The sequence below is a fragment of the Flavobacterium sp. CF108 genome (assembly GCF_900129795.1).
Classification (GTDB): domain Bacteria; phylum Bacteroidota; class Bacteroidia; order Flavobacteriales; family Flavobacteriaceae; genus Flavobacterium.
Genome location: NZ_FQWW01000004.1, coordinates 391160 through 415726 on the forward strand (window position 1 = coordinate 391160; position 24567 = coordinate 415726).

General features: G+C 33.6%; 23 protein-coding genes. 5 read left to right on the forward strand and 18 right to left on the reverse strand.

The window, feature by feature from the left end:
• Entirely contained in the window at positions 1-1641 is a 1641-nt protein-coding gene (locus tag BUE10_RS13350; protein ID WP_073485814.1) for a DUF4139 domain-containing protein, read from the forward strand.
• A gap of 171 nt (positions 1642-1812) precedes the next feature.
• Here BUE10_RS13350 and BUE10_RS13355 read toward each other — a convergent pair whose 3' ends face one another.
• The 3 genes from BUE10_RS13355 to BUE10_RS13365 all read right to left on the reverse strand — a co-directional run bounded on the left by BUE10_RS13355 (position 1813) and on the right by BUE10_RS13365 (position 5065).
• On the reverse strand, positions 1813-2850 hold the full coding sequence (locus BUE10_RS13355) for an NADP(H)-dependent aldo-keto reductase (RefSeq protein WP_073485816.1): 1038 nt from the start codon (positions 2848-2850) through the stop codon (positions 1813-1815).
• A gap of 362 nt (positions 2851-3212) precedes the next feature.
• The gene (locus BUE10_RS13360; RefSeq protein WP_073485818.1) at positions 3213-4157 is read right to left on the reverse strand and encodes an OmpA/MotB family protein; all 945 of its coding nucleotides are present in this window, start codon (positions 4155-4157) and stop codon (positions 3213-3215) included.
• A gap of 146 nt (positions 4158-4303) precedes the next feature.
• Positions 4304-5065, reverse strand: a complete 762-nt coding sequence (locus BUE10_RS13365; protein ID WP_073485820.1) for an exodeoxyribonuclease III — start codon at positions 5063-5065, stop codon at positions 4304-4306.
• A 120-nt stretch (positions 5066-5185) separates the two neighbouring features.
• Between BUE10_RS13365 and BUE10_RS13370 the strand changes: the two genes are divergently transcribed.
• A complete protein-coding gene (locus tag BUE10_RS13370) occupies positions 5186-6988 on the forward strand; it encodes a GNAT family N-acyltransferase (protein WP_053473984.1) in 1803 nt (600 codons plus the stop codon).
• Positions 6989-7086: 98 nt separating this feature from the next.
• Here BUE10_RS13370 and BUE10_RS13375 read toward each other — a convergent pair whose 3' ends face one another.
• The 5 genes from BUE10_RS13375 to BUE10_RS13395 all read right to left on the reverse strand — a co-directional run bounded on the left by BUE10_RS13375 (position 7087) and on the right by BUE10_RS13395 (position 9614).
• On the reverse strand, positions 7087-7350 hold the full coding sequence (locus BUE10_RS13375; RefSeq protein ID WP_073485822.1) for a TM2 domain-containing protein: 264 nt from the start codon (positions 7348-7350) through the stop codon (positions 7087-7089).
• Between the two features lie 90 nt (positions 7351-7440).
• Positions 7441-7719 carry a TM2 domain-containing protein gene (locus BUE10_RS13380; RefSeq protein WP_073485824.1) on the reverse strand — a complete coding sequence of 93 codons (279 nt, stop codon included), beginning with the start codon at positions 7717-7719 and terminating at the stop codon, positions 7441-7443.
• Between the two features lie 21 nt (positions 7720-7740).
• Complete coding sequence (locus BUE10_RS13385; RefSeq protein ID WP_073485826.1) at positions 7741-8112, reverse strand: DUF805 domain-containing protein; 372 nt, start codon at positions 8110-8112, stop codon at positions 7741-7743.
• A 209-nt stretch (positions 8113-8321) separates the two neighbouring features.
• The gene (locus tag BUE10_RS13390; protein ID WP_073485828.1) at positions 8322-9269 is read right to left on the reverse strand and encodes a 2-hydroxyacid dehydrogenase; all 948 of its coding nucleotides are present in this window, start codon (positions 9267-9269) and stop codon (positions 8322-8324) included.
• A 111-nt stretch (positions 9270-9380) separates the two neighbouring features.
• Positions 9381-9614 carry a hypothetical protein gene (locus BUE10_RS13395; RefSeq protein ID WP_073485830.1) on the reverse strand — a complete coding sequence of 78 codons (234 nt, stop codon included), beginning with the start codon at positions 9612-9614 and terminating at the stop codon, positions 9381-9383.
• A 727-nt stretch (positions 9615-10341) separates the two neighbouring features.
• On the opposite strand from BUE10_RS13395, the gene nhaA reads away from it, so the two are divergent.
• The 3 genes from nhaA (at position 10342) to BUE10_RS13410 (ending at position 12458) form a co-directional block, all read left to right on the forward strand.
• Positions 10342-11487 carry a Na+/H+ antiporter NhaA gene (gene nhaA / locus BUE10_RS13400; protein ID WP_073485832.1) on the forward strand — a complete coding sequence of 382 codons (1146 nt, stop codon included), beginning with the start codon at positions 10342-10344 and terminating at the stop codon, positions 11485-11487.
• A 68-nt stretch (positions 11488-11555) separates the two neighbouring features.
• Positions 11556-12095 carry a hypothetical protein gene (locus BUE10_RS13405; protein ID WP_073485834.1) on the forward strand — a complete coding sequence of 180 codons (540 nt, stop codon included), beginning with the start codon at positions 11556-11558 and terminating at the stop codon, positions 12093-12095.
• Between the two features lie 63 nt (positions 12096-12158).
• A complete protein-coding gene (locus BUE10_RS13410; protein ID WP_200801714.1) occupies positions 12159-12458 on the forward strand; it encodes an antibiotic biosynthesis monooxygenase in 300 nt (99 codons plus the stop codon).
• Between the two features lie 207 nt (positions 12459-12665).
• Here the strand turns inward: BUE10_RS13410 and proC are convergent, their stop codons facing one another.
• The 10 genes from proC to BUE10_RS13460 form a co-directional block, all read right to left on the reverse strand.
• Positions 12666-13442 (reverse strand): pyrroline-5-carboxylate reductase, encoded by a 777-nt coding sequence (proC, locus tag BUE10_RS13415; RefSeq protein ID WP_073485838.1) that lies wholly within the window; start codon positions 13440-13442, stop codon positions 12666-12668.
• A gap of 112 nt (positions 13443-13554) precedes the next feature.
• Entirely contained in the window at positions 13555-14904 is a 1350-nt protein-coding gene (mgtE, locus tag BUE10_RS13420) for a magnesium transporter (RefSeq protein ID WP_073485840.1), read from the reverse strand.
• Complete coding sequence (gene rsmA / locus BUE10_RS13425) at positions 14888-15673, reverse strand: 16S rRNA (adenine(1518)-N(6)/adenine(1519)-N(6))-dimethyltransferase RsmA (protein WP_073485842.1); 786 nt, start codon at positions 15671-15673, stop codon at positions 14888-14890. Before rsmA ends, mgtE begins: the two co-directional genes overlap by 17 nt.
• Positions 15674-15893: 220 nt before the next feature.
• On the reverse strand, positions 15894-16205 hold the full coding sequence (locus tag BUE10_RS13430; protein ID WP_073485844.1) for a DUF4286 family protein: 312 nt from the start codon (positions 16203-16205) through the stop codon (positions 15894-15896).
• A 129-nt stretch (positions 16206-16334) separates the two neighbouring features.
• The gene (locus tag BUE10_RS13435) at positions 16335-18116 is read right to left on the reverse strand and encodes a tetratricopeptide repeat protein (protein WP_073485846.1); all 1782 of its coding nucleotides are present in this window, start codon (positions 18114-18116) and stop codon (positions 16335-16337) included.
• Between the two features lie 30 nt (positions 18117-18146).
• A complete protein-coding gene (locus BUE10_RS13440) occupies positions 18147-19094 on the reverse strand; it encodes a TonB family protein (protein WP_073485849.1) in 948 nt (315 codons plus the stop codon).
• A gap of 89 nt (positions 19095-19183) precedes the next feature.
• Entirely contained in the window at positions 19184-20455 is a 1272-nt protein-coding gene (gene serS, locus BUE10_RS13445; RefSeq protein ID WP_073485851.1) for a serine--tRNA ligase, read from the reverse strand.
• 148 nt (positions 20456-20603) lie between these two features.
• Complete coding sequence (locus BUE10_RS13450) at positions 20604-21998, reverse strand: T9SS type A sorting domain-containing protein (protein ID WP_073485853.1); 1395 nt, start codon at positions 21996-21998, stop codon at positions 20604-20606.
• Positions 21999-22022: 24 nt separating this feature from the next.
• Positions 22023-22916 (reverse strand): hypothetical protein, encoded by an 894-nt coding sequence (locus BUE10_RS13455; RefSeq protein ID WP_073485855.1) that lies wholly within the window; start codon positions 22914-22916, stop codon positions 22023-22025.
• Between the two features lie 91 nt (positions 22917-23007).
• Positions 23008-24558 (reverse strand): patatin-like phospholipase family protein, encoded by a 1551-nt coding sequence (locus tag BUE10_RS13460; protein WP_073485857.1) that lies wholly within the window; start codon positions 24556-24558, stop codon positions 23008-23010.
• Positions 24559-24567 lie beyond the last annotated feature (9 nt).

Sequence of the window (24567 nt, forward strand, 5' to 3'; positions counted from 1 at the left end):
ATGATTAAGAAACAAGCAACGGCGCTTTTATTATTGTTAGGCATTTTTGCCTTTGCGCAAAAACCAATTTTCACCACTGCAAAAGTAAAAGCGGCAACGGTATATTTTAATGCTGCCGAAATTTCTCAAACTGCAAGTACAACTTTACCATTAGGTACAAGCGAAATTGTAGTTAAAAATGTGGCAGTAAATTTAAATGAAAGTTCTATCCAAATTGGTACGCCGGCAAGTGTAACGGTTTTGTCGGTTCAGTTTACTAATAATTACATTTCAGAATATGAAACCGATCCTAAATCGCCTTTATTGAAAAGAGTTCGTGACAGTATTATTTTGGTTCAAAAGGAAATTTTGAAAGTAAATAATACTATTAATTCTGAATCAAAAACCATTCAGTTATTAGATAAAAACCAGCAGATTTCCGGCGTAAATTCTGGATTAAATGTTGCCGAATTAATGAAAATGGTGGAGTATTATAAAAGCAAACAAATTGAAATTTCCAACAACATTAATACGCTGACAGAGAAAAAGCAAAAACTGGATGAAACGCTTCAAAAACTAAACAACAAACTTGAAGTTGATACAAGTAAAGAAGAAAAAACTTCATCTGGAAAATTGATTGTTCAGGTAATGAATAGTGCTGCAGGGCCGGTTCCTTTAGAAATATCGTATTTAACCAATAATGCTTCTTGGTCTCCTTTTTATGATTTACGTACCGAAAGTGTTGTAGCTCCAATTAATATGATGTACAAGGCACAAGTGGTTCAAAATACAGGAATTGACTGGAAAAAAGTAAAACTGACTCTTTCAAGCGGTTATCCAAATCAGAATAATCAAGCGCCAATATTGAGTTCTTGGTTTCTGGCTAATCAGGTATATAATGATGAAGTTGTGACTATTGGTTATGGAACACAGAAAAAAAGGAATCAGCTGCAGGGAAGTGTTTTTAAAGATAAAATAGCAGGTGTCCAAACGGAAATGGCTGCACCGGTTATAGCAGAATCTTCTGTTTCGAATTACACAACTGTTGCAGAAAACCAGCTTAATATTTCTTTTGATATTGATATTCCGTATGATATTTTATCGAACGGGAAAATTCACAGCGTCTCTTTAAAAGAAATAAAACTTCCGGCAACGTATAAATATTATGCGGTTCCAAAAGTGGAAAATGATGCTTTTTTACTTGCTGAAATTGCAGATTACAGCAAATACAATTTACTACGAGGCGAAGCGAATATTATTTTTGAAGGAATGTATGTTGGTAAAACATTTATAGAACCGAATCAAACCAGCGATACTTTGAACCTGAGTATGGGACGTGATAAAAAAGTATCTATCAAACGTGAAAAAGTTGCTGATAAATCGGGAACTAAGTTTTTATCTGCCAAAAAAGAACAGACTTTTACTTTTGATATTACGGTAAGAAATAACAAAAAAGAAGTGATTGAACTGCTGTTGAAAGATCAATATCCGTTAACTACAAATAAAGATATTGAAGTAGAATTACTGCAAAGTGATTCGGCTAAAGTAAATACCGAAACCGGAATATTAACCTGGCAATTGCAGTTGAAACCAAATGAAACCAAGAAATTCAGAATTAGTTATAAAGTGAAATATCCAAAAGATCAGACTTTGAACTTATAAACAGATAACATTTTAAACACAAATTCCACAAATTTTCACGGATTGATCTGTGTTAATTTGTGGAATTTGTGTTTATAAAAAGCCTTCGACTTCGCTCAGGCTGACATTCGAAATTTAAAGTCTTCTAAATTGTCAGGCTGAGCGTAGTCGAAGCCCTTTTATAGCAAATAATTAAGGTGCCGGATCTGGAATAATTGCCTGAACATGATTAATTTCGGCTATAATTTCTTTTGATAAAACTACATCAATTGTGGCAATGTTTTCTTTTAACTGTTCCATTGTTGTTGCACCAATAATAGCACTTGTTAAAAATGGCTGCTGTAAAACAAATCCCATTGCTAATTCTGTCAATGTTAATCCATGTTTTTTAGCAATTTCCTGATATAATTTCGTTGCCTGTGTACATTGTTCGCTTTTGTAACGTGTGTATTGCGGAAAAAGATTAACTCTCGCATTTGGATGTGCTTCGCCCGTTAAAAATTTACCCGTTAAAACTCCAAATGCTAAAGGAGAATACGCTAATAATCCAACATTTTCATATTTTGAAACTTCGGCAGAACCCACTTCAAAAAGACGGTTCAGTAAATTATACGGATTTTGAATGGTTTTGATTCTTGGCAGGTTTTGGTATTTACTTTCTTCTAAAAGACGCATCATTCCCCACGCGTTTTCATTTGAAACCCCAATATGTTTAATTTTTCCTTCTTTGATTAATCCGTCAAACGTTTCGAGGATTTCTCTAAAATGATCTTCCCACGCATCATCGAGACCATTAAAACCACGCTGTCCGAAATAATTTGTTTTACGTTCCGGCCAGTGCATTTGGTACAAATCAATATAATCTGTCTGAAGACGTTTTAAGCTGTTTTCTAAAGCATATTTAATACTTGCCGGAGAGAAATCTGCTTTTTCACGCATATAAGTAAAATTCGGGTTTGGACCCGCAATTTTAGAGGCTAAAACAACTTTGTCACGATTTCCGGATTTTTTAAACCAGGTTCCGATGATTTTTTCTGTGCTTCCGTAAGTTTCTTCACGTGCCGGAACAGAATACATTTCGGCTGTATCAAAAAAGTTTACTCCTTTTTCAAGTGCATAATCCATTTGGGCGTGGCCTTCAGCTTCTGTATTTTGCTGGCCAAAAGTCATCGTTCCAAGATTTATTTTACTAACTTTTATATCGGTGTTTGGGATTGTAGTGTATTTCATTTTTTTTCTAAGGTTCTAAGATTCTGAGTTGCTAAGATTCTAAGGTTTTTATTTTGATACTTTTTATTAGGTTCAAAGTTGCAGAGGCGCAAAGGTACAAAGGGATTTTACAAATCTAAATTTGACAAAGGTTAAAAAAAGTACAAGATTTTTATGCCAGCGTTTCCTGCAAGGTTTTCAAAACCTTGTAGGTATTGTTATCTATTCTCAACAAACTTAAACCTACAAGGTTTTGAAAACCTTGTAGGTATTGTTATCTATTCTCAACAAACTTAAACCTACAAGGTTTTGAAAACCTTGCAGGAACAAAAAAAGGCTCAAAGTAAAAACTCTGAGCCTTTGAACCTATGTCCCTTTGAACCTTAATTTATACTATTAAGCATTTCAGCGATTTCATCTAATCTTGGTGTTAAGATAATTTCGATTCTACGGTTTTTAGCTTTTCCTTCTGGAGTCGCGTTGCTTGCCAAAGGAGAAAATTCGCTTCGTCCTGCTGCCGTAAGTTTTTGTTTGTTGATTTTATTGTTTTCGCTCAAAATAGCTACAATTGCAGTTGCTCTTTTAGTCGATAAATCCCAGTTGTTTGCAATTGGTCCTGAACCAGCATACGGATCATCATCTGTATGTCCTTCAATAAGAACTGAAAGATCTGGATTATCTCCCAAAACTTTTCCAAGTTCTACAACCGCTCTTCTACCTTCTGTTCCAACAGCCCAGCTTCCTGAATTAAAAAGTAATTTATTTTCCATTGAAACATATACTTTTCCGTTTTTCTGTTCAACTGTTAAACCTTTACCTTCAAAACCGTTAAGGGCTTTAGATAAAGTTTCTTTCAGCTTGCGCATTGCTTCTTCTTTAGCAGCGATCATAGCTTCAAGCTCTTTTAAACGATTTGCTGTTTTATCCAAACTTGCTTGTTCATCTGCCAGTTTTTTAGATTTTGCTTCTAATTGAGCAAGCAAATCACGGTTTTTAGCCATATTACTTTCTAATGCATCGTTGCTGTTTTTCTCTAATGCGTTATAAGAATCCTGCAACACTTTGTATTTTCTTTGCTCTGCAGCTAAATCAGCTTTTTGTTTTGCAAGTTCATCTTTTGTTGCCGATAAATCTTTTGTTAGTTTATCACGGTCTAATTCTAACTGATTTTTTGCTGTTTTTAAATCTGCATTTTCATCAGCAATAGAACGGTTTTCTTTTTTTAGATCTGAATATTTAGTTTCAAGATCATTGTAAATCTTTTTGGATACACAAGAAGTTGCAGACAATGCCAAAACTACTAATCCAATGGAGGCTTTTTTAATCATTTTACTTTTGTTTTTATTTGGGGCGTATTAATTATTCTAAAAATATCCAAAACCTAAATTCCAAATTCCAAAATGTTCATAGTTTTAATGGAATGTGTATTTAAATCTTTGAACCGCAGTTCTTCCAACAAGAACAATACCAAACTCTATTCAATTTCAACTAAAACCGGGCAATGATCTGAGTGAACGGCATCTGGAAGAATAACGGCACGTTTTAAACGATGACTCATTACTTCACTCACTAAATTATAATCGATACGCCAGCCTTTGTTATTTCCTCTTGCTCCCGCGCGGTAACTCCACCAAGAATAATGATGCGGGTCTTTATTAAAATGACGGAAACTATCAATAAAACCAGATTTCATAAAACTATCCAGCCAGGCACGTTCTGCAGGTAAAAATCCCGAAACCGTTTTATTACGAACCGGATCGTGAATATCAATTGCTTCGTGACAAATGTTGTAATCGCCGCAAATAATAAGATTTGGAAGCGTCAATTTCAATTCGTTAATGTATGTTTGAAAATCATCCATAAACATAAATTTATGATCTAATCTTTCGATGTTAGTTCCAGACGGTAGATATAAACTCATTACCGAAACATCATCAAAATCAGCACGTAAGTTTCTGCCTTCAAAATCCATATGATGAATTCCGGTTCCGTAAACTACTTTTTTAGGTTCAATTTTAGATAATATTGCAACGCCGCTATACCCTTTTTTTGTTGCCGGATAGTAATATTGATACGGATAGCCGGCAGCCGTTATTGCCTCTACAGGAATCTGATCCTGAGTAGCTTTTATCTCCTGAAGGCAGATAACATCTGGGCTTGCTGCTTGGAGCCATTCTATAAAACCTTTAGTAATTGCAGCACGAATTCCGTTTACGTTATAAGAAATAATTTTCATCTGGATATTTTTTTAAGGATTCCAAATGTAATAAAAAAGCGTAAAGTTTGTAATTGAATAAAGGAAAAGTAGAGTTTTTTGTTATCTTTGTTCGCTGCTCTAATAAATTAAAAATAGTACATGGGTTTAGTTACCGCGAAAGAAGTTGCAAAGGCAATAAATGTTGAGAAGTACGGAGTTCTTGGTACTTTTTCAGGCTGGATTCTTATGAAGGTTCTTAAGATCTCTACCCTTAATAAAATTTACGACCACAATAAGCATTTAGAGGATGTTGCGTTTTTAAACGGAATTTTGGATGAGATGGAAATCAAATTCGAAATCCCTGAAGAAGATTTAAAACGTTTACCTAAAGATGGCGCTTATATAACCATTTCAAATCACCCGCTTGGGGGAATTGATGGCATTTTACTTTTGAAATTAATGCTTGAAAGAGAACCAAATTTCAAGATTATCGCTAATTTCTTATTACATCGAATTGTTCCGCTAAAAAAATACATCATGCCGGTTAATCCTTTTGAAAATCATAAGGATGCTAAATCAAGCGTTGTTGGAATTAAAGAAACCTTACGTCATTTAAGTGACGGAAAGCCTTTAGGGATTTTCCCTGCCGGAGAAGTTTCGACTTATAAAGACGGAAAATTAGTTGTAGATAAACCTTGGGAAGAAGGTGCTCTAAAATTAATCAGAAAAGCCAAAGTTCCGGTTGTACCGATATACTTTCACGCTAAAAACAGTAAATTATTTTACTGGCTTTCTAAAATTGATGATACGCTGCGTACAGCAAAACTTCCGTCAGAACTGCTTACACAAAAAGACCGTGTTATTAAAGTTCGTATTGGAAAACCAATTTCTGTAAGCGAACAAAATGAAATAGAATCTTTTGAAGAATACTCAGAATTCTTAAGAAAGAAAACTTATATGCTTGCCAATCCTTTTGAAAAAGACACCAAATTGATTGACACAGCAAGTTTAAAAATCCCAAAAGCACCTAAAAAAATCGTTACGCCGGCGAATGAATCAAAAATGATTGATGAAGTTCAAGCGTTAAGAAACAGCGACTGCAGGTTATTACAAAGTAAAAATTATGAAGTGTTTTTTGCACGCGCAAAATCAATTCCGAATATTTTACATGAAATTGGACGTCTTCGTGAAATTACCTTTAGAGAAGTTGGTGAAGGAACAAACGAATCTATCGACATCGACGAATACGATCAATATTATCACCATATGTTTTTATGGGATGATGAAACTAAAAAAATCGCAGGTGCTTACCGTATGGGATTAGGAGCTGAGATTTACCCGAAATACGGCATCGAAGGTTTTTATCTGACTGACTTGTTCCGTTTTGAACCGGAATTGCACGATATGATGCATAAATCAATCGAAATGGGGCGTGCTTTTATCATTCGTGAATATCAGCAAAAACCAATGCCTTTATTCTTGTTATGGAAAGGAATTATTCATACGACTTTGCGTTATCCTGAACATAAATATTTATTAGGCGGCGTAAGTATTAGTAATCAGTTTTCAGATTTCTCTAAATCATTGATGATTGAGTTCATGAAATCGAATTATTACGATCCGTATATTGCACAATACATTCACCCGAAAAAGGCGTATAAAGTAAAACTGAAAGACGCTGACAAAGATTTTATTTTCGACGAAGCTGAATCTGACTTAAATAAATTTGATAAAATTATTGACGAATTAGAACCAGGTAATTTACGTTTGCCAGTTTTAATTAAAAAGTACATCAAACAAAATGCACGTGTAGTTGCTTTTAACGTCGATCCTTTATTTAATAACGCTGTCGATGGTTTAATGTACATTAGAATCGCAGATATTCCAGAAAGCACTATGAAACCCGTTATTGAAGAGTTTCAAATAGAATTAGAGCGTAAATTATCTGAGAAAGAAGATTAATCAGATTTACTCCAAATAAAAAATCCCATTTGCTAATACAAATGGGATTTTTTATTTACAATTTTTATTTAAAAACTAGTTCGTTTTCCTTTTCAAGATTAAAACCAGCCTTTTCTACCAACTTGATAAGTTTGATAAAAATCTTCGTCTGATTTTGTCAGGTAAATAATTCCTTCAATTAAACCAATTAAACCTCCAACTCCGCATAAAAGACCTAAAATAAGCTGAATAATTCCTTCTTTGCTATATCCTAAATAGAATTTATGAATTCCTAATACGCCTAATAAAATGGCTAAAATTCCAGCAACAACTTTTTTGTTTTCTGGTTTTGGTCCTCCAAATTCTGATTGTGTGTTTTCCATAGTTTTATTCTTAAAATTAGTATTTAAATTAAAAAATAATCGGGCAAAAAAAATCCCATTTGCTATGACACAAATGGGATTCAATATGTTTTAGAACCAGCCTTTCTTACCTACTTGGTAAGTTTGGTAAAATTCTTCGTCTGATTTTGTCAGGTAAATGATTCCTTCAACAAAACCAATTATGCTGCCAACTCCACAAGTAACAAGAGTAATTACTAATTGAATAATTCCTTCTTGTGTATATCCTAAGATGAATTTGTGAATTCCAAATCCTCCTAATAAAATACCAAGAATTCCGGCAACAACTTTTTTATTTTCTGCTTTTGGTTCAGTTGGTGTATTCCAAGATTCTGGTTTTGTAGTCTCCATATTAATATAGTTTTATTTTAATTAAAGTTCAGCTTTTCCAATTTCATTGACTTCGTCAAATTCATTTTTAGGATCTGGCCCATATTCATTTACTCCTTTATCGCCTTCTGTAGCAAGCAAAATAATGTTGTAAATTGGAATAAGTATAAACCATCCGCTTTTACCTGTATCATGCAATCTTCTAACGCCAACTGCAATCGAAGGAACTAGAACTGCCAAACTATAAACATTTGCAATCAATGCTAAACTAGGCGCAAGTAATCCCATAATAAAACCTAAACCAAAACTTACAATAAAATTTGCCAAGAAAAACATCCAATATTCTTTTCTTCTTGCTCTTCCATTAAAATTTGCATAGTTTTCAAAAACCACTTTTTTGTACCATTCAATCATAATTAATAAATTAGTTAGTTAATACCTACTCTTTTTAGGATTTTCAGTTTCTCCTTTTCTAAAATTTTGTTAAAAAAATTGGAACAATATTAAACAAAAATAATTTTAAAAACTAATTATGTATATTACTTTTACAGAAATGCCTTGTTATTAAAAACTAAACTGATTTTATTAAAATCAAGAAGCGATTAAATTCTGATTTCAATAATTTATTTAGAATACACTTTTTTTATTTTATCTACAATAACCTGAGCCAAACGCTCGTGACTTTCAAAAGTCCAACCGGCAATATGAGGCGTTAAAATTACTTTTCGTCCATCTAATAAATATTGAAAAGCTTCGGGAGTATTTTTATCCTGAAAAAGAGTTTCAAAAGATAACTTTTCGTATTCCAGAACATCTAAACCTGCTCCAAGCACTTTTCCTGTTTTCATTGTTTCAACCAAATCTGCTGTAACAATATTTTTACCTCTTGAAGTATTAATTATCCAAATTGGCTTTTTGAATTCGTTAATAAATGCTGCATCCACCATTTTATCGGTTTCAGGAGTCCACGGAATATGCAGACTCAAGACATCTGTCTTTTCATGAAGTTCCTTTAATGAAACTTGTCTGGCATTTTCGTCTCCCATATTATCCTGAATGTCATAACATAAAACCTTCACATCAAATCCTCTCAATTTTTTTGCAAATGCTTTACCCATATTTCCATAGCCAATAATCCCTACCGTTTTTCCATCCAATTCATGACCGCGGTTACTTTCTCTGTTCCATTGACCAGAACGAATTTCATAATCGGCAATATTCAATTTATTAAAAAGAGAAAGGATCATTCCTAAAGTATGCTCTGCAACCGCATTACAATTCCCTTCGGGAGCAGCAATTAGTTCAATATCTTTAGATAAGGCATAATCGCAGTCAATACTTTCTAAACCTGCTCCAACTCGTGCTATAAATTGCAAATTAGTTGCTTTGTCTAAAAATGTTTTATCAATTTTAAATCGGCTTCGAATTACAATTCCGTTATAATCCTGAATTTTAGCTTCAATTTCTTCTTTAGAAGATTCAAAATCGGCGTGATTTTCAAAACCGGCTTCTTCCAGTTGTTTCCAAAGAATAGGGTGGTTGCTATCGATATGAAGAATTTTTATGCTCATTATTTATTCTGTTTTATTAAAACAAAAATACAGTTAAATATTAATTGTTCCATTTTTAAAATCTCAAGTAAAAAAATTTAAACAAAAAATTGAAAACACAATTTCTATTACTTAATCAACATCCAGATAAGGATCAAGAACTTCTGCCAATTTATTCAGCCAATAAAAATTATCATCGATATTAGGTAATTCAGATTCCAAAGTTTCGCATCCTCGCATGGAACATAATGAAAGAGCATGATTTACTTGCCGAATACTTTTTGCTAAATCTTTTGGATCAATAGTATTAATCAAAAAATCTTTTAATCTGGTTTCAGTTTCTTTTGAAAGGTTTCCTGTAGTCATTATTTTATTTTTATATAAATTAATTGCCTCCAGTTTTAACTGGAAGTTTTTTATGTTAAAAGGGAAAGGCTTTAGCCGAATTTCTATTTAAAAGTAAAATCTAGCATTTCTTTAAATTCAACATTTAAAGCATTTGAGATTTTTACAAGAGTTCTTAGTCGTGGTATTTACTTCAGCTCTTTTATTCTGCCTATTTGAGATCTAGGAATGTCACTATCACAAAAGTCGTAATAATTTTCTTTAAATAAGACTCATAAATGTGTCCAAAATATTAAAAGTTTTATTATTTTTTAACTGAGGTTATTTGTTTCGTTTTGTCATTTCTGACATAACAATGAGGATAGTTTTTTTTCTCACATTTGGGTTAGACGCACTGCTGTGCGTCTCTACGATATTGAACTTATAGAAATGCTAAATTTATCTTTGAAAGAGAAATAATTTGGCTAAAGCCTTATCACTCTGAACATAAAAAACCTCCAGTTAAAACTGGAGGCAATTAATCTTGTTTTGTCATTTCGAAGGATGAGAATACGTTTTTTTTCTCACATTGGGTTAGACGCACTGCTGTGCGTCTCTACGATTAAACCAGATCAAACCTTTGTCCCTTTGAACCTCTCCGTCTTTGTCCCTTTCTTCCTAAACTTTTTTATTGGTCATATTTTTTTTAACTTTGAAAAACAAGCCTCAAAGAAATTCTCTCTTTACTAAATCACACAATCTTTCTAAAATGAAATTGACCAAGACTTTTAAAGCCTTTTTTGAAAACGAAAAATCAGGAGGATTGCTTCTATTATTTGTTACGATTATTTCTTTGTATGCAGCAAATTCGTCTTACGCGGCGGAATATATAGCTTTTTGGGAAAAAGATCTGGGCGGACATTCCATCACACATTGGATTAACGACGGATTGATGACGATTTTCTTTTTACTGATTGGTTTAGAACTAGAACGCGAAATTTATCATGGCGAACTATCCAATATAAAAAATGCTTCGCTGCCTATTATGGCTGCTTTTGGCGGAATGCTGGTTCCAGCGGCAATATTTCTGGCTTTAAATTTTAAAACGGCAACGCAAAACGGTGCCGGAATTCCGATGGCGACAGATATTGCTTTTGCAATTGGAATTTTATCTCTTTTAGGCAATAAAGTTCCTGCATCTTTAAAAGTCTTTTTAACTGCACTTGCCGTTATAGACGATTTGGGCGCTATAATTGTCATCGCTGTTTTTTACACAAAATCAATTGCATTTTTAAATTTAGGCATTGCTTTAGGAATCTGGATTTTATTGTTTCTCTTAAACCGAATGAAAGTTTACAACCTAATTCCGTATTTAATTGGCGGTGTAATAATGTGGTATTTTATGCTAAACTCCGGAGTTCATGCTACCATAACGGGCGTTATTTTAGCATTTGTGATTCCGTTTGGAGATGGCAGCGAAAAATCATCTTCTCATAAATTACAGCATTTTTTACATAAACCAGCCGCATTTTTTATTCTGCCTTTGTTTGCAATTGCCAATACTTGCATCGCCATAGAATCTAACTGGTATGCTGGCTTAAACCATCCCAATACATTTGGGATTATTCTTGGTCTCGTAATTGGTAAACCTTTGGGAATTGCTCTTTTTTCTTCCATTGGAGTAAGTGCCGGTTTATGTGCTTTGCCAAAAAACTTAAAATGGGAGCATATTTTAGGTGCCGGAATGCTGGGCGGAATTGGTTTTACTATGTCCATTTTTATAACACTTCTGGCTTTTAAAGATCCCGAAACAATTCTCTATTCTAAAATATCAATTATTATAGCTTCTGTGCTTTCTGGCGTTCTTGGATTTGCTTATTTAAAGTTTGTTCTTTCCAAAGATAAAAGCGTTTAGTTTTTTGGCACACGGATTTTCACAGATATAAACAGATTTGATTTTTAAAAATAACCTCTATCCGAAAAATGAAAAAATATTATTGTTTGTTTCCTGCCCTTATTTTATTATCATCTTGTAACGATAAAAAGCCTGTGACTGTAACAGAAGCCAACATTCCTAAAGACACAATTGCTCTTCAAACAAACAATAATGAAAATTTAATCGAAGGGACTTATGAAACTCAATCTGAAGGAAATGATTCTGACGATTGCAAAATTTCATTAGAAATCACAAAAACAAAAGATGGTTATTCTTATTTCTTAAAAACAAAAACCAGACAATTAAAGGGAATTGTAAATTTCAGCTCAGAAGAATCTGGTGAAAAATATTTGGTTTTGGAAGATATAAAATGGGATGAATATGAAGGCGATATAAGTCATGAAGACGAAGAAAGTGATTCTATTGCAAATGTTGAAAAACCAGAACCGGAAATCCCTGTTGGGATTGGCGCAGGTTATGTTAAAGACACATTGACAATTCAAAACTATGGCAACTCGATGAATTCTTATACAAAGCTTTCAGAATGTGGGAGGAAATATATTCGATTGATTAAATCTCAAAAGTAAAAATTCCAAATTCCAATTTTCTCCACAATATTATCATTCCGAGGAACTTAAAAACTTACCATTATGATAGCAAGAATATGGCACGGAAAAACAAAAGTTGAAGATTATGAAGCTTATACCGAATTCATTAATAAAACGGCAATTCCTGATTACTCAAAAACAGCTGGTTTTGTAAAATTATCTTTTTTAAGAAATATCAAAAACAACGAAGCGCATTTTACGCTAATTACGTATTGGAAAAACCTCGAAGTAATTAAAAATTTTGCCGGAGACGATTTCGAAAAAGCTAAATATTATCCTGAAGATGACGACTTTTTATTAGAATTTGAAGAGAAAGTCGAGCATTTTGAGGTTTTTGCGTGAACAATGCATTGTCTATTTTAACCGCAAAGTTCGCAAAGGTTTACGCAAAGTTCACAAAGATTTTAAAAAACTATTTTAAGACCGCAAAGTATTGTCGAATTATTACTTTAATTTTTCCTTGAAATGACAAAACAAGACGAAAAAAAATTCCAAACTCCAACTCATCAAGTTTGGAATTTGGAATTTTAAAATATTGGGATTTATTATTTATCCCTTAATCTGTTTCAAAGAAGTCTTAATTCCTTTTATTAAAGACGAACTGAAGCCATTGTGTTCCATTTCATTTAAACCAACAATTGTACAGCCTTGTGGCGTTGTTACACGGTCAATTAACTGTTCTGGGTGGACTTTCTCTTCTAAAAGCATTTTTGCAGCTCCTTTTACAGTTTGTGCGGCAATTGCAAGAGCAGTGTTTGAATCAAATCCAATTTCGATTCCTGCCTGCATAGAAGCACGAATATATCTTAAAGCATATGCAGTTCCGCATGCGCCTAAAACTGTCGCTGCATCCATTAATTTTTCGTCGATTACAGGAGCTGTTCCTAAATCCTGAAATAAGTCAACAATTGGCAATGCTTTTTCTCTGTCTTTTTCAGGGAAAGAAATACAGGTTGCAGATTCTCCAAACTGCGCTGCAATATTTGGCATAATGCGCACAACCGGATATTCGTTATTTGTTTTTGTTTGAAGAGCATCCAAAGACAATCCGCTTACGGCAGAAGCGATTGTTTTATTTTGAATTACCGGCAGAATTTCGGCCAAAACAGTATCAACCTGATACGGTTTTATGGTTAAAATCACCACATCGGCTTCCTGAATATTATGTTTATTATCGTTAGAAACCGTAATTCCGTATTCGGCTAAATATTGAATACTTGCTATGTTTCTTCTTGTTACGGTAACTTGATTATTTTTAGAAAATTTTGCAATTCCCAAGGCAATAGAAACCCCAAGGTTTCCTCCTCCTATAATGTGTACTTTCATCCTGCTTGGTTTTAATTTATTTTGGACTGGCTAACAGCATATTTTTCGGCTGTAAATTACGCAGATTTTAAGGATTTTAAATCACTGCAATCTATTAATTTGTGGCAAAAATTTAAAATCCAAGAATCAATTTCGCTACTCCAAAATAGAGCATAATTCCAAAAACATCATTAGTTGTAGTAATAAATGGCCCGGTCGCAATTGCGGGGTCAATTTTGTTTTTATGAAGAAAAAGCGGTACCAAAGTTCCCAGAATCGCAGCAAACATAATCACCACTATCATTGAGATCGAAATGGCGATTCCCACTAAATATTGTCCGTACATCAAAGAATGATATCCCAGCAGAAGCAGGGAAATTATACTTCCGGAAATCATCGAAACGGTAACTTCCTTACTAAAATAACTTTTACTGAATTCTTTCAAGGTTCCGTTTGCCAAACCCTGCACCACGATTGCCGATGCCTGAACTCCAATATTTCCGGCTGTAGCCGAAAGCAGAGGTACAAAAATAATTAAGGTTGAATATTTCTGAAAAGCACTTTCATTATCTTTTAAAACAAAAGAAGCCACGATCTCAATTACCATCCCAATTAAAAGCCAAGGCAAGCGCGCTTTTGTTAATTCAAGAACGCTGTCATTTGTTTCAATGTCCTGCGTAATACCCGCAGCTAACTGGTAATCTTTATCAGCTTCTTCTTTAATTACGTCTACGATATCATCAATTGTAATTCTTCCAACCAAACGTCCCAGTTCATCTACAACCGGAATCGCCTCTAAATCGTACTTTTGCATGATACGGGCTACTTCAACATCTTCGGTATCTACGTTTACAAAATTTAATTTTCGAATATAAATATCTCCAATTTGCGTTTTGGTTGAAGTTGTCAATAAGTCTTTAAGTGATAAACGGCCTTTTAAGCGATTTTCATCATCAACAACATAAATAGAATGTACTCTTGAAACGTTTTCTGCCTGAATTCGCATTTCTTTTACGCAGGTCAAAACATTCCAGTTTTCATTGACTTTTACCAGCTCTTTACCCATCAAACCACCCGCCGAGTTTTCATCGTAGCGTAATAATTCGACAATGTCTTTTGCGTGTTCTACGTCAAGTAACTCAGAGATAACTTCTGCCTTAATTTCCTGCGAAAGTTCAGCGATGATATCGGCAGCATCATTTGTTTCCAGCTCATCAAGCTCTTCTGCAATCTCTTTCGGTGAAAGTCGGCTTAAGATATTTTCACGCAGGTCTTCTTCTAATTCAAGAAGAATCTCAGCGGTTTTATCACTATCTAAAACTTTGAAAATGTAAGTTGCTTCGTCGAAATCTAATTCTTCAAGAATTTCGGCGATATCAGCATGGTGAAGGTCGTTAAGTAAAACTTCAAGTTCATTGTCATTTTTCTTAACGATTAAATCTTCTAATTGATGAATAAATTCTTTGCTAACTTTGAACTCCATCGGCTTCTATTTTTTGAGTCAAAACAATAAATTCGTCAACACTTAGCTGTTCGGGACGTTTATCAAAGATAATGTCTTCTCGCAGTTTATCTGATAAATTTAATGTTTTTAAACTGTTACGTAATGTTTTTCGTCTTTGCTGAAAAGCCGTTTTTACAACCGTAAAAAATAACTTTTCACCACAAGGAAGACTGTAATCTTCCTTTCGGGTCATTTTCATCACACCCGACTTGACCTTGGGCGGAGGAATAAAAACATTTTCGCTTACAGTAAACAGATACTCAGTATCATAGAAGGCCTGGGCTAAAACGGATAAGATTCCGTAAGCTTTTGATCCTTTTTTTTCGCAGATGCGTTCTGCAACTTCTTTTTGAAACATTCCAGAAAACTCCGGAATCTGATCTCTAAACTCTAATGTTCTAAAAACAATTTGAGTCGAAATATTATAGGGAAAATTTCCAATTATAGCAAATTGCTTATCCTTGTAAACTTCGTTAATATTATATTTCAGAAAATCCTGAGAGATAATCTGATCTTTTAATTTTGGATAATTTTTGCCTAAATACGCCACAGATTCTGTGTCGATTTCAATAACGTGTGTATTTATGGGCTTTTCAAGCAAATACTTAGTCAACACACCCATCCCTGGTCCTATTTCTAAAACCTCCTCGTATCCTTTTAAGCTCAACGTATCGGCAATTGCTTTTGCAATACTTTCGTCTTTAAGGAAATGTTGTCCTAAATGTTTTTTGGCTTTTACTTTTTCCATTTTCTTTCTTGTTTTGCCACAAGGGCGCAAAAGTATTCTTTTTGCAGCGAAGGGTCAAAGCTTATTTCACTTTTTTTGCCACAAAGGCACAAAGACTCAAAGCTTTATATTTTTTTGCCACGAATTACACAAATTATCACAAATTTTAAATCTAATAATCTGTACCAATCTGTTTAATCAGCCAAATCTGCAGGCTATTTCTGCTTACTGAAAACTAAAATTAATGTTCTGAAATAACCTCCAGTTCTGTTCTGAAAGAAAGCATTTTATCTGCAAATAATTCTAAAGCTTCTCTGTCAAATCTTGGCTGGTCTTCTAAATAATACTTCTCTAAAGTATCTTTACTGTCTGTCGTGTATTGTACAGAATAGGTAATTCCGCCCATTTCTTCTTCAACCAAAACTTTTACAATTCGTGCTGAAGAAAATTTTTGTGTCGCCAAGATTTCCGGTATGTGCTTTTCCTGCATCCATTTTAACCATTGATCGTGTGCGCTTTCGTGTATATTAGTAGTAACGTTGAAAATAATCATGTTTCTTAATTTTAGATATCAGATTTTAGATTTTAGATTCTCTGTAAAAGCTTAGAATCTAATTGAACTAAATCCAAAAATCACTTTATAAATTCTTTCTTTTGGAATTTGGAATTTGCTTTTTGAAATTTACAAATTCTTATCCCCTCTTAACTCGCGGTATTTTTTTCTGGCATCAACAAAGTAAATACTGTCCTGATGGTTAAAAATTACCTTTTCATACAAAGGCTTAGCCTTTTCTACATCTTTCAATTCGTCGTTGTAAATTTCTGCTGAGAAAAACAATGCTTCATCTACATAAATTCCGTCGCTGTGATTGTCGATGATTTGCTGGTATTGGCTTAAAGCCGAAGTATAATCTTTCTGACTTTCATATATTTTACCTAAACGCAACAATGTTACAGCTTCAATTTCCTGTCCTTTAAAAGTTTTTAGAATGTTTTGAAAATGTGTAATTGCTTCTTGTTTTTTATTCTGATAAAGTAAAAAATCGCCTTTTGCAAATTGCTTTAAAGCTGTTTGTGTCGAATCGGCAACCGTGTTGTCATTTATCAGTAAAAAATATTCAAGAGCGTCGTTGGCAATTAATTGTGTGTTTGCCGATTTTAATTCTTTAAATTGTTTTAAAGCCCATTCAAAATCAGTTTTAAAATAACTTGTTTTTGCCGCTTTCAAACTGGCTTCATGCGACATGACATCATTTTTTAAATCGAGCTGAATCTGCGAATAATAAATCAATGCCTGATTGAACTTTTCTTCTAAAAGCAAAATATCTGCCAGCTCCATCTTGGCGTCAGCCTGCTGATAAGCATTTAAATTTAACTCTAAAGCTCTTTTTACAACTGTTTTAGCTTCTTCTGTCTTTTTTAAATTAAAAGCCAGGAAATGCGCCTGAATTAATTGCAAAGATAAGGTAAAAGGATTTATTTCATAAGTAACCAGTAATTGCTGCAATTCTGCTGTAATGGCCGGATAATCTTTTTCCTGTGCTTTATCAATTTTAATCTGCATTAAACTGGCGTTGCTCTGAATCAGTAAATCTGTATCTTTTGTGTTTAGAAGAATAAAATTCAGAATTTCAGATGCCGTTTCTGTATCATCTTCATTCAAGGCAAACTGACTTAAGTTTACAATGCTGATTAAAGATTCCGGTTCGCGTTTGTAAATGGCTTTTTCCTGAATAAAGGCTTTTCCAAATTCTTTTTGCTGTACATAAAACCAGCTTAAATAATGATTCCAAAAAACATCCTGATCTTTCTGTGTTCTTAAAATCAACGCTTTTCGCATTGCATCTTTAAAAGTGGTATTATCTGTTTCGCCGTTCATAAAACGAGATAACTGTGTCTGGATTAAATTGGCGTTTTGCTGATTATTGTAAGATTCTGTCAGCAAAAGATCGATCATCAAATCGGTTTTTCCTAACTGACCGTACAACATTCCAATTTGAAAATTGAAATTATAATTCGGCTGAACCTGCATTGCGGTTTGGTACGCTTTTAAGGCATATTCTAATAAAACCTTTTTTTCAAAAGCATTTCCAACTCCGTAAACATCATTGGGATTGGTTTTGATTTTATCGATTGCCTGTTCGTAGTAATTTTTGGCTTTCGATTCGTTTTTTTGTAATTGATAGTTATATCCTAATTCAACTAAAAAAACACCTTGTTTGTAAGCATTGTAACGACTTAAAATTGTTTTTTCGGCAAGGTCAAACTGCTGTAATTGCTGATAACAATCTATTGTTCGTAAAAAATACTGGGTATTGGATGGTGAACTTCTTAAAAGATCTTCGTAAATGATTTTTGCTTTTTCAAAATCACCTTTGTCGTAGTAATTGTTCGCTAACTGTTCGTTTTGCGAAAATGCAAACAGCGAGAATGATAAGGTTATATATAAAAATAGCTGTTTCATTTTTAATCTGTTTTCAAACTTTATAAATCATCACGCTTTTATAGTAATTGGAATTGAGTATAACACTTTGGCTTTAATTCCTCTAATTTCTCCTGAACTCCAATCTGGATATTCACTTATTAATCTTATAGCTTCTTCGTCTAAACCATAACCCGCACTTCTGAGTACTTTTACTTTCTCGATGCTTCCATCTTCTTTGATAATAAATTGGAGATATATTCTCCCGCTTATACCTCTTGCCGATGCAGGAATTCTGAATTTTCTGGCTATATATCCATAAAAATCATTTAATCCATTTTTGGGTCTTGGCTGTATAAAAACTTTATTGTACTTATGTTCTTTTGAAAGTGAATCTATACTCGTTCCACTTTTTAATTTTCCGCTTTCATAAAATTCTGTATAGCTAGACTTAAAACGACTGCTTTTTCCATTCCAAACTCCGTCTTTTTCCCCGTCTTTAATTTTTCCAGATTCCGAAGAGTGTTCATCAAAATCTTCTAATTCACCATTACCATCTACAACTGTTTGAACATTTTTTATGTTCCAAAATTGAAGTGTTTTATACTCAGAAGTATGTTCTTCATCATCCTGTGTATATTCTCGTTCTGCTTTTTTATTTCCATTTTCATACCATTCAACAGCTTTACCCATTGGCTGGCCTTTTCTATAAAAATAAGTGAACTTTTTATTTCCATTTTCAAAATAATAAACAAAATCGCCTATTGGTGATAAATTATCTTTGGTAATAGAATTCCCTTCCATTTGAATTTTGCCGTTAGCATAATGATCTTCGAAACGGTATTCTTCTTTATCTAAATGATAATCTTTGACAATTCTATAATATTTAAAATCACCATTTGTTACCGGATTCCACAACGAATCCAAATAAATAATCTTATCATTTGCCGATGCCGCTATTTGAGCAAAGAAAATATTTGGCATTAATAACAGAAAAGCAAACAAATATTTTCTTGTCATATTTTAGTTTTTAATGTGGTATTTTAAACAATTAAGAAACCTGACGGGTTTTAAAAACCCGTCAGGTTTAACTCTAAATTACAAAAAATTTAGTTTATAATATCAAATCCGCAGTAAGGACGTAAAACTTCTGGAATTACGATTCCTTCCGGCGTTTGGTAATTTTCTAAAATTCCGGCCAAAACTCTAGGCAATGCTAATGAACTTCCGTTTAAAGTATGAGCCAATTGGTTTTTTCCGTCTTTGTCTTTGAAACGTAATTTCAAGCGGTTTGCCTGAAAAGTTTCGAAGTTAGAAACTGAACTAATTTCTAACCAGCGATCCTGTGCTGTAGAAAATACTTCAAAATCGTAAGTCAAAGCCGATGTGAAACCCATATCACCTCCGCAAAGACGTAAAACTCTGTATGGTAATTTTAATTCCTGCAGAATGTTTTTTACATGTTCTACCATTCCATCAAGTGCAGCGTATGAATTATCCGGGTGTTCGATACGTACGATTTCAACTTTGTCAAATTGATGTAAACGGTTTAACCCGCGAACGTGTGCTCCGTAAGAACCTGCTTCACGACGGAAACATGGCGTATAAGCCGTATTTAAAACTGGTAATTCGCTTTCGTTTAAAATAACATCACGGAATAAATTCGTAACTGGAACTTCAGCTGTTGGGATTAAATATAAATCGTCAATTGTTGAATGGTACATTTGCCCTTCTTTATCTGGCAATTGTCCTGTTCCGTATCCTGAAGCTTCGTTTACCAAATGCGGAACCTGAACTTCGTTATATCCTGCTGCTGTGTTTTTATCTAAAAAATAGTTGATTAACGCACGCTGCAAACGGGCTCCTTTTCCTTTGTAAACAGGAAATCCTGCTCCGGTAATTTTTACACCCAATTCAAAATCGATGATATCGTATTTTTTTACCAATTCCCAGTGTGGCTGTGCGCCTTCGTGTAAAACCGGAATATCGCCTTCCTGAAAAACATTCAGGTTATCGTCTGGAGTTTTTCCTTCAGGAACAATATCAGCCGGAAGATTTGGCAACGTGTATAATTTATTGGTTAACTCAATTGCTAAAGCTTCTGCTTTTTCACCAAGTTCTTTGCTTTTTTCTTTTAATGAAACGGTTTTTTCTTTTAAGATTGCTGCTTTAGCTTTCTCTCCCGCTTTCATTAATTCGCCTATATCTTTGGACAATTTATTAGATTCAGCTAAAGTATTATCTAATTCCACCTGAGTTGCACGACGGTTTTCGTCTAATTGCACCACCTCTTCAACAACGCTTTTAGCATCGATATTTCGTTTTGCTAAAGCCTTGATTACTTTTTCCTGATTTTCTCTAATAAATGCGATTTGTAACATAGCTTGATTTTTATAACTATTGTATTTTTTAATAACGGAAGCAAATTTAAGGAAATGTTTGCTAAGATTATGTACAAAGTTTCGTCTAAAGTTATTTAGAGGATTCCGCAGAGATACACGAAGTTTTCGCGAAGATGCACAGAGAGTTTTATTCTTTTATCAGTTTAAAAGTTTGGACAGAATCGCCAAGTGTTACTTTTAAAATATAAAATCCGGAATCCAGACCAATGATATTTATAGTTCCGTCGCTGGTTTTTCCCTTTAAAACTGATTTTGATTCGAAATTAAAGAACTCAAAATCAAAGTTTTTGGCATCAAAGTTTTCTATAGAAATGGTTGTCTGCGCCGGATTTGGAGAAACAGAAGGTTTCTTTTTAACAGATTTTTCTAAAGGTTGTTTATTACAGGCCCTTTCTAAAAGCGAATCTAAATCATTTTCATCGTATACCAAAGTGTAATGAAGTTCTTTTGCTTTTTGGAATAACTGGCAGGCATCATCATATTTTTTCTTGTCGAGATAAATTATTCCAAGATTTTTCATTGCATACGAATTGTTTTTATCCATTTCTAATGCAGCTTCTAAATCAGCAATTCCTTTTTTAGATTCTCCCAGTTTATGAAAAAGTAAACCTCGGGTTGTTTTTAAATCCCTTCCACCCTTTATATTTCCTTTGTCATATTGAAAGGCTTTTTCAATATTTTCAAATGCTTTTTCATACTCTCCTTCATCACTCAATAATCTGGAAAGTGCCGAGTATGACTGGGAATGGTCTGGTTTTTCTTTTATAATTTTCTCTAAATAATAGCGTGCTAAATCATATGATTTTCGTTTTTGCAACAATGTTGCAAAATTGTATAAAATGCGATAATCTGTAGGTGCATTCTTGATTGCTTTAAAATAATAGTTATATGCAAAACCTTCCATTTCGAGAGTAGCATACACACTTCCCATTCGGTCATAAAGTTTGCTTCTAAAGATTGCCGTTTTCTTTTGAGCCGAATCTGATTCTACTACTTTTTTGTTTTTTGGGTCTTTGTCGATGGCAAATTCAACCTTTTTTAAATCTTCAATTGCCAAAGTATTATTGCCAAGACTTACTCCTAAAACACCTCGATTATACAAATCATTAATAGTTGTTGGATTAAAATTTGTTCTTGCATTAATATCCGTCAGCATTTTTAAGGCTTTTTTGACTGATTCTTCGCGGTCTTTATTAAACGGAAGTTTATGATCTGTTCTGCCCGTCATTTTTCCGTGCGCAAAATTCCAGGTTACAAGTTTTTCGCCTTGGTAATTATACTGAAAGCAGTCGCCGTCTTTTAATCCGTCTTTATCAAAATAGAAAACTTCGTTTACTTTTCCGCTTGGATAGTAGGTTTTAGAACTGTCTTGTTTTTTATCTGCACCAAACCAAATTTCGACCGAAACTACTTTATCATCATAATAATAGCGCGTAACATTATCCTCGGCCTCTTTTTGCTTTTCCTGAGCCAGCAGGAAAAAAGGCCAAATGAGTACAACAAAAAAGATTTTTTTAGACATTTTTAGTTTCTATTGAATGTGAATTTACAAAAACCGATTCCTATCGTCTTTTTTAAACGAATAAGTTTTTCCGTCAAATTTCAGTTTTTGGAATTCTTTTTTGACTTTTAAATCGCTTTTTTGCTGCACATCGTTTTCTAAATCTTCTTCGGCTGCGTCTTCATAAGTATAGATTTTTGAAACTAATACATCATAAAAACCTTTTGTCTGCGAATCTGAAAGGCTAATTCCAGTTTCTAAAGTTTCTATTTGATACGTTCCGCCTCCGTTTGAATCTCCGTTTGCAGATCGAATTGGATATTCGTATAAAACTTTCCTGATTCTTTTTCCATCAAAAGTGACAATAGTAAATTTTTCTTCAGAATACATTACAACTCTGCTGTTTGAATATACTTCTGTGCTAAAAGCAATGGCTGGAGTTTTATCATTTAGCTGCAATACATGATTCAAAATATAGGTTTTGGCAACTCTTAAACCTTCATTTTCGTAATAACCGAGGTTTTTATCTGTTTCTTCTGCCAGAATTTTTCCGTCTTCGTTATTTACAAAAACGAATTTTCTTTCGTAGTAATTACCTAAATCTTCTTCGCCCGACTTTGTTTTGTTTTTCTTAATAACACAAATCACAAAAAAAGTTGTTTCGTTGTTGTAACGAATCGAGCTTACATCTTCAATTTTAATATTTGAATATTTGATGTTTAGGTTTTCGGCGGTTTTTTTGAGCAGGCTCAAATTGAGTTCTTCGGAAGGAACAATGTCTTCACTTTTTCTAAAAAGAAGCTGTTCTGCTGGTTTTGGGTTTTCAGACTGAACGGCTAACGATGGGGCGTTTTCGTCAATGATCTGTTTTTCATTTTTTCCACAAGAATATAGAAATAGAAAAATGCCACTGAGAATTAAGTAGGTTTTAATTTTCATTGGTGTTGATTTTAAAATTAGGGGCTATCAAATATAAAATATTCTTAGTTAGCTTTTTAAATAAAATCAAAAATTTAATAAAATTGGTAAATTATTTATATTCTACTAATAATTCTCTTAATTCATTGTTTTTTAAAAACACTGCAAATCGTCCTGCCAAAAGCAGCATATCTCTTTCTTCGGGCCTTATTCGCAGTTTTGTTTCAATGTGCGATGTGTATTCATACATTAACAGAATTTCTCCGGCTGTAAATTCTGAAAATTTATCTTTTTGAAGTGTTGCCGCAATGATCTCGCCGTCTTTATTTTTTCTGAATGCGCTTTCGCCGAATTTGCTCACAATGTCTGTTTTAAATTCAGTAAATAATTTAAACCAGCCTGCAGAATCGTCATTTGTGGTTTTTAATTCTGTTACCAGTTCTTCATACTTTTCATCTTTTTTCATTTTTTGCAGTTGATTTCGAATGGTAGTAAAACCAATAACCTGATAATTTTTTACCGGAATTTTATAACGTTCAAAAGTGTTTTCTACATCTCTGTCAAAAGTTATATATCGGGTTTGAACGGTGTAAAGTGAAGCAGTTTCAAAAAGTGAAAGCAGCCCAATTTTTGTATCGTTGATATACGGTGTTTTTTTTCCTTGTTCGAGACAATCAATAAAAAGTGCTTTTTTGTTTTTATCATCAACCGTAGTATCAGCATGGAGAAGCTCAACCAAAGTTTTATAACCTGTATTGTCTGAAGCGCCGCCGTCAATAATACATAAAATTTTATTCTGATTTTTAATTCCGAATTTCACCTTTGGGAGAACACCCGGAAAAGCAGAACTTGCCGTAATACCATAAGTTACCGGAAAATTGTAGCCATCGTTTATTTTGTTTTGATTCAAAACAAGATCAGCTTTATTGGGCGCAAGTGATTCATCTATAGCTAATCCTTTGATGATATGCGGCATAAACGGAATACGTTCACCGTTATTAAAAGCGGTTCCGTTGGCTACAAACATGGGAAGCGAAGGTTCTGATTTGCTTTCCTTTGGAACAAAAAAGTCAGATAAAAGCATTTGAGTGCCGAATTTATCTTTATTATCAGGGTTTGTAACATCGTATTGCAAAATATCAGCATCAATGCGTTGTGACATCGATATTTTATCTCCTTTTTCGTTTCGGCTGTTGTTTAAAAGCGATAAAATATTGGCCGATTTATCTACATAATCTTTGAAGGCATCGGCTTTTGAAAAGTAAAATTCGTTGAAAGAACAATTATCATGATGCAGTTTGTTTTTTAAAACGGTTAAATAATATCCCGCCGAAAAACAACCGCCAGAAACTGTTGAATAATAATCGATTTCATTTAAAAAATTGCGATCCAGATAGTTTTCGCTAATTTCTTCAAGTCCGAGAAGAACGCCCATACTGAAAAACTGTGCGCGCGATCCTCCGCCAGAAATCCCGATACCGAGTGCAATATGCGGATTTTGAAATTTTTGATCTCTTTCCTGAACCGATTTATAATCCGATAAAGAAACGGCGGGAATCGAACTGTAATTGATCTCTGAAAAAAGATTGATTTTATTTTGAGAAAATCCTCTGTCTAAAAAAACAAGAAACAACAATGCCAGCTGCAATCTTTTAATTTTCATGCTAAATTC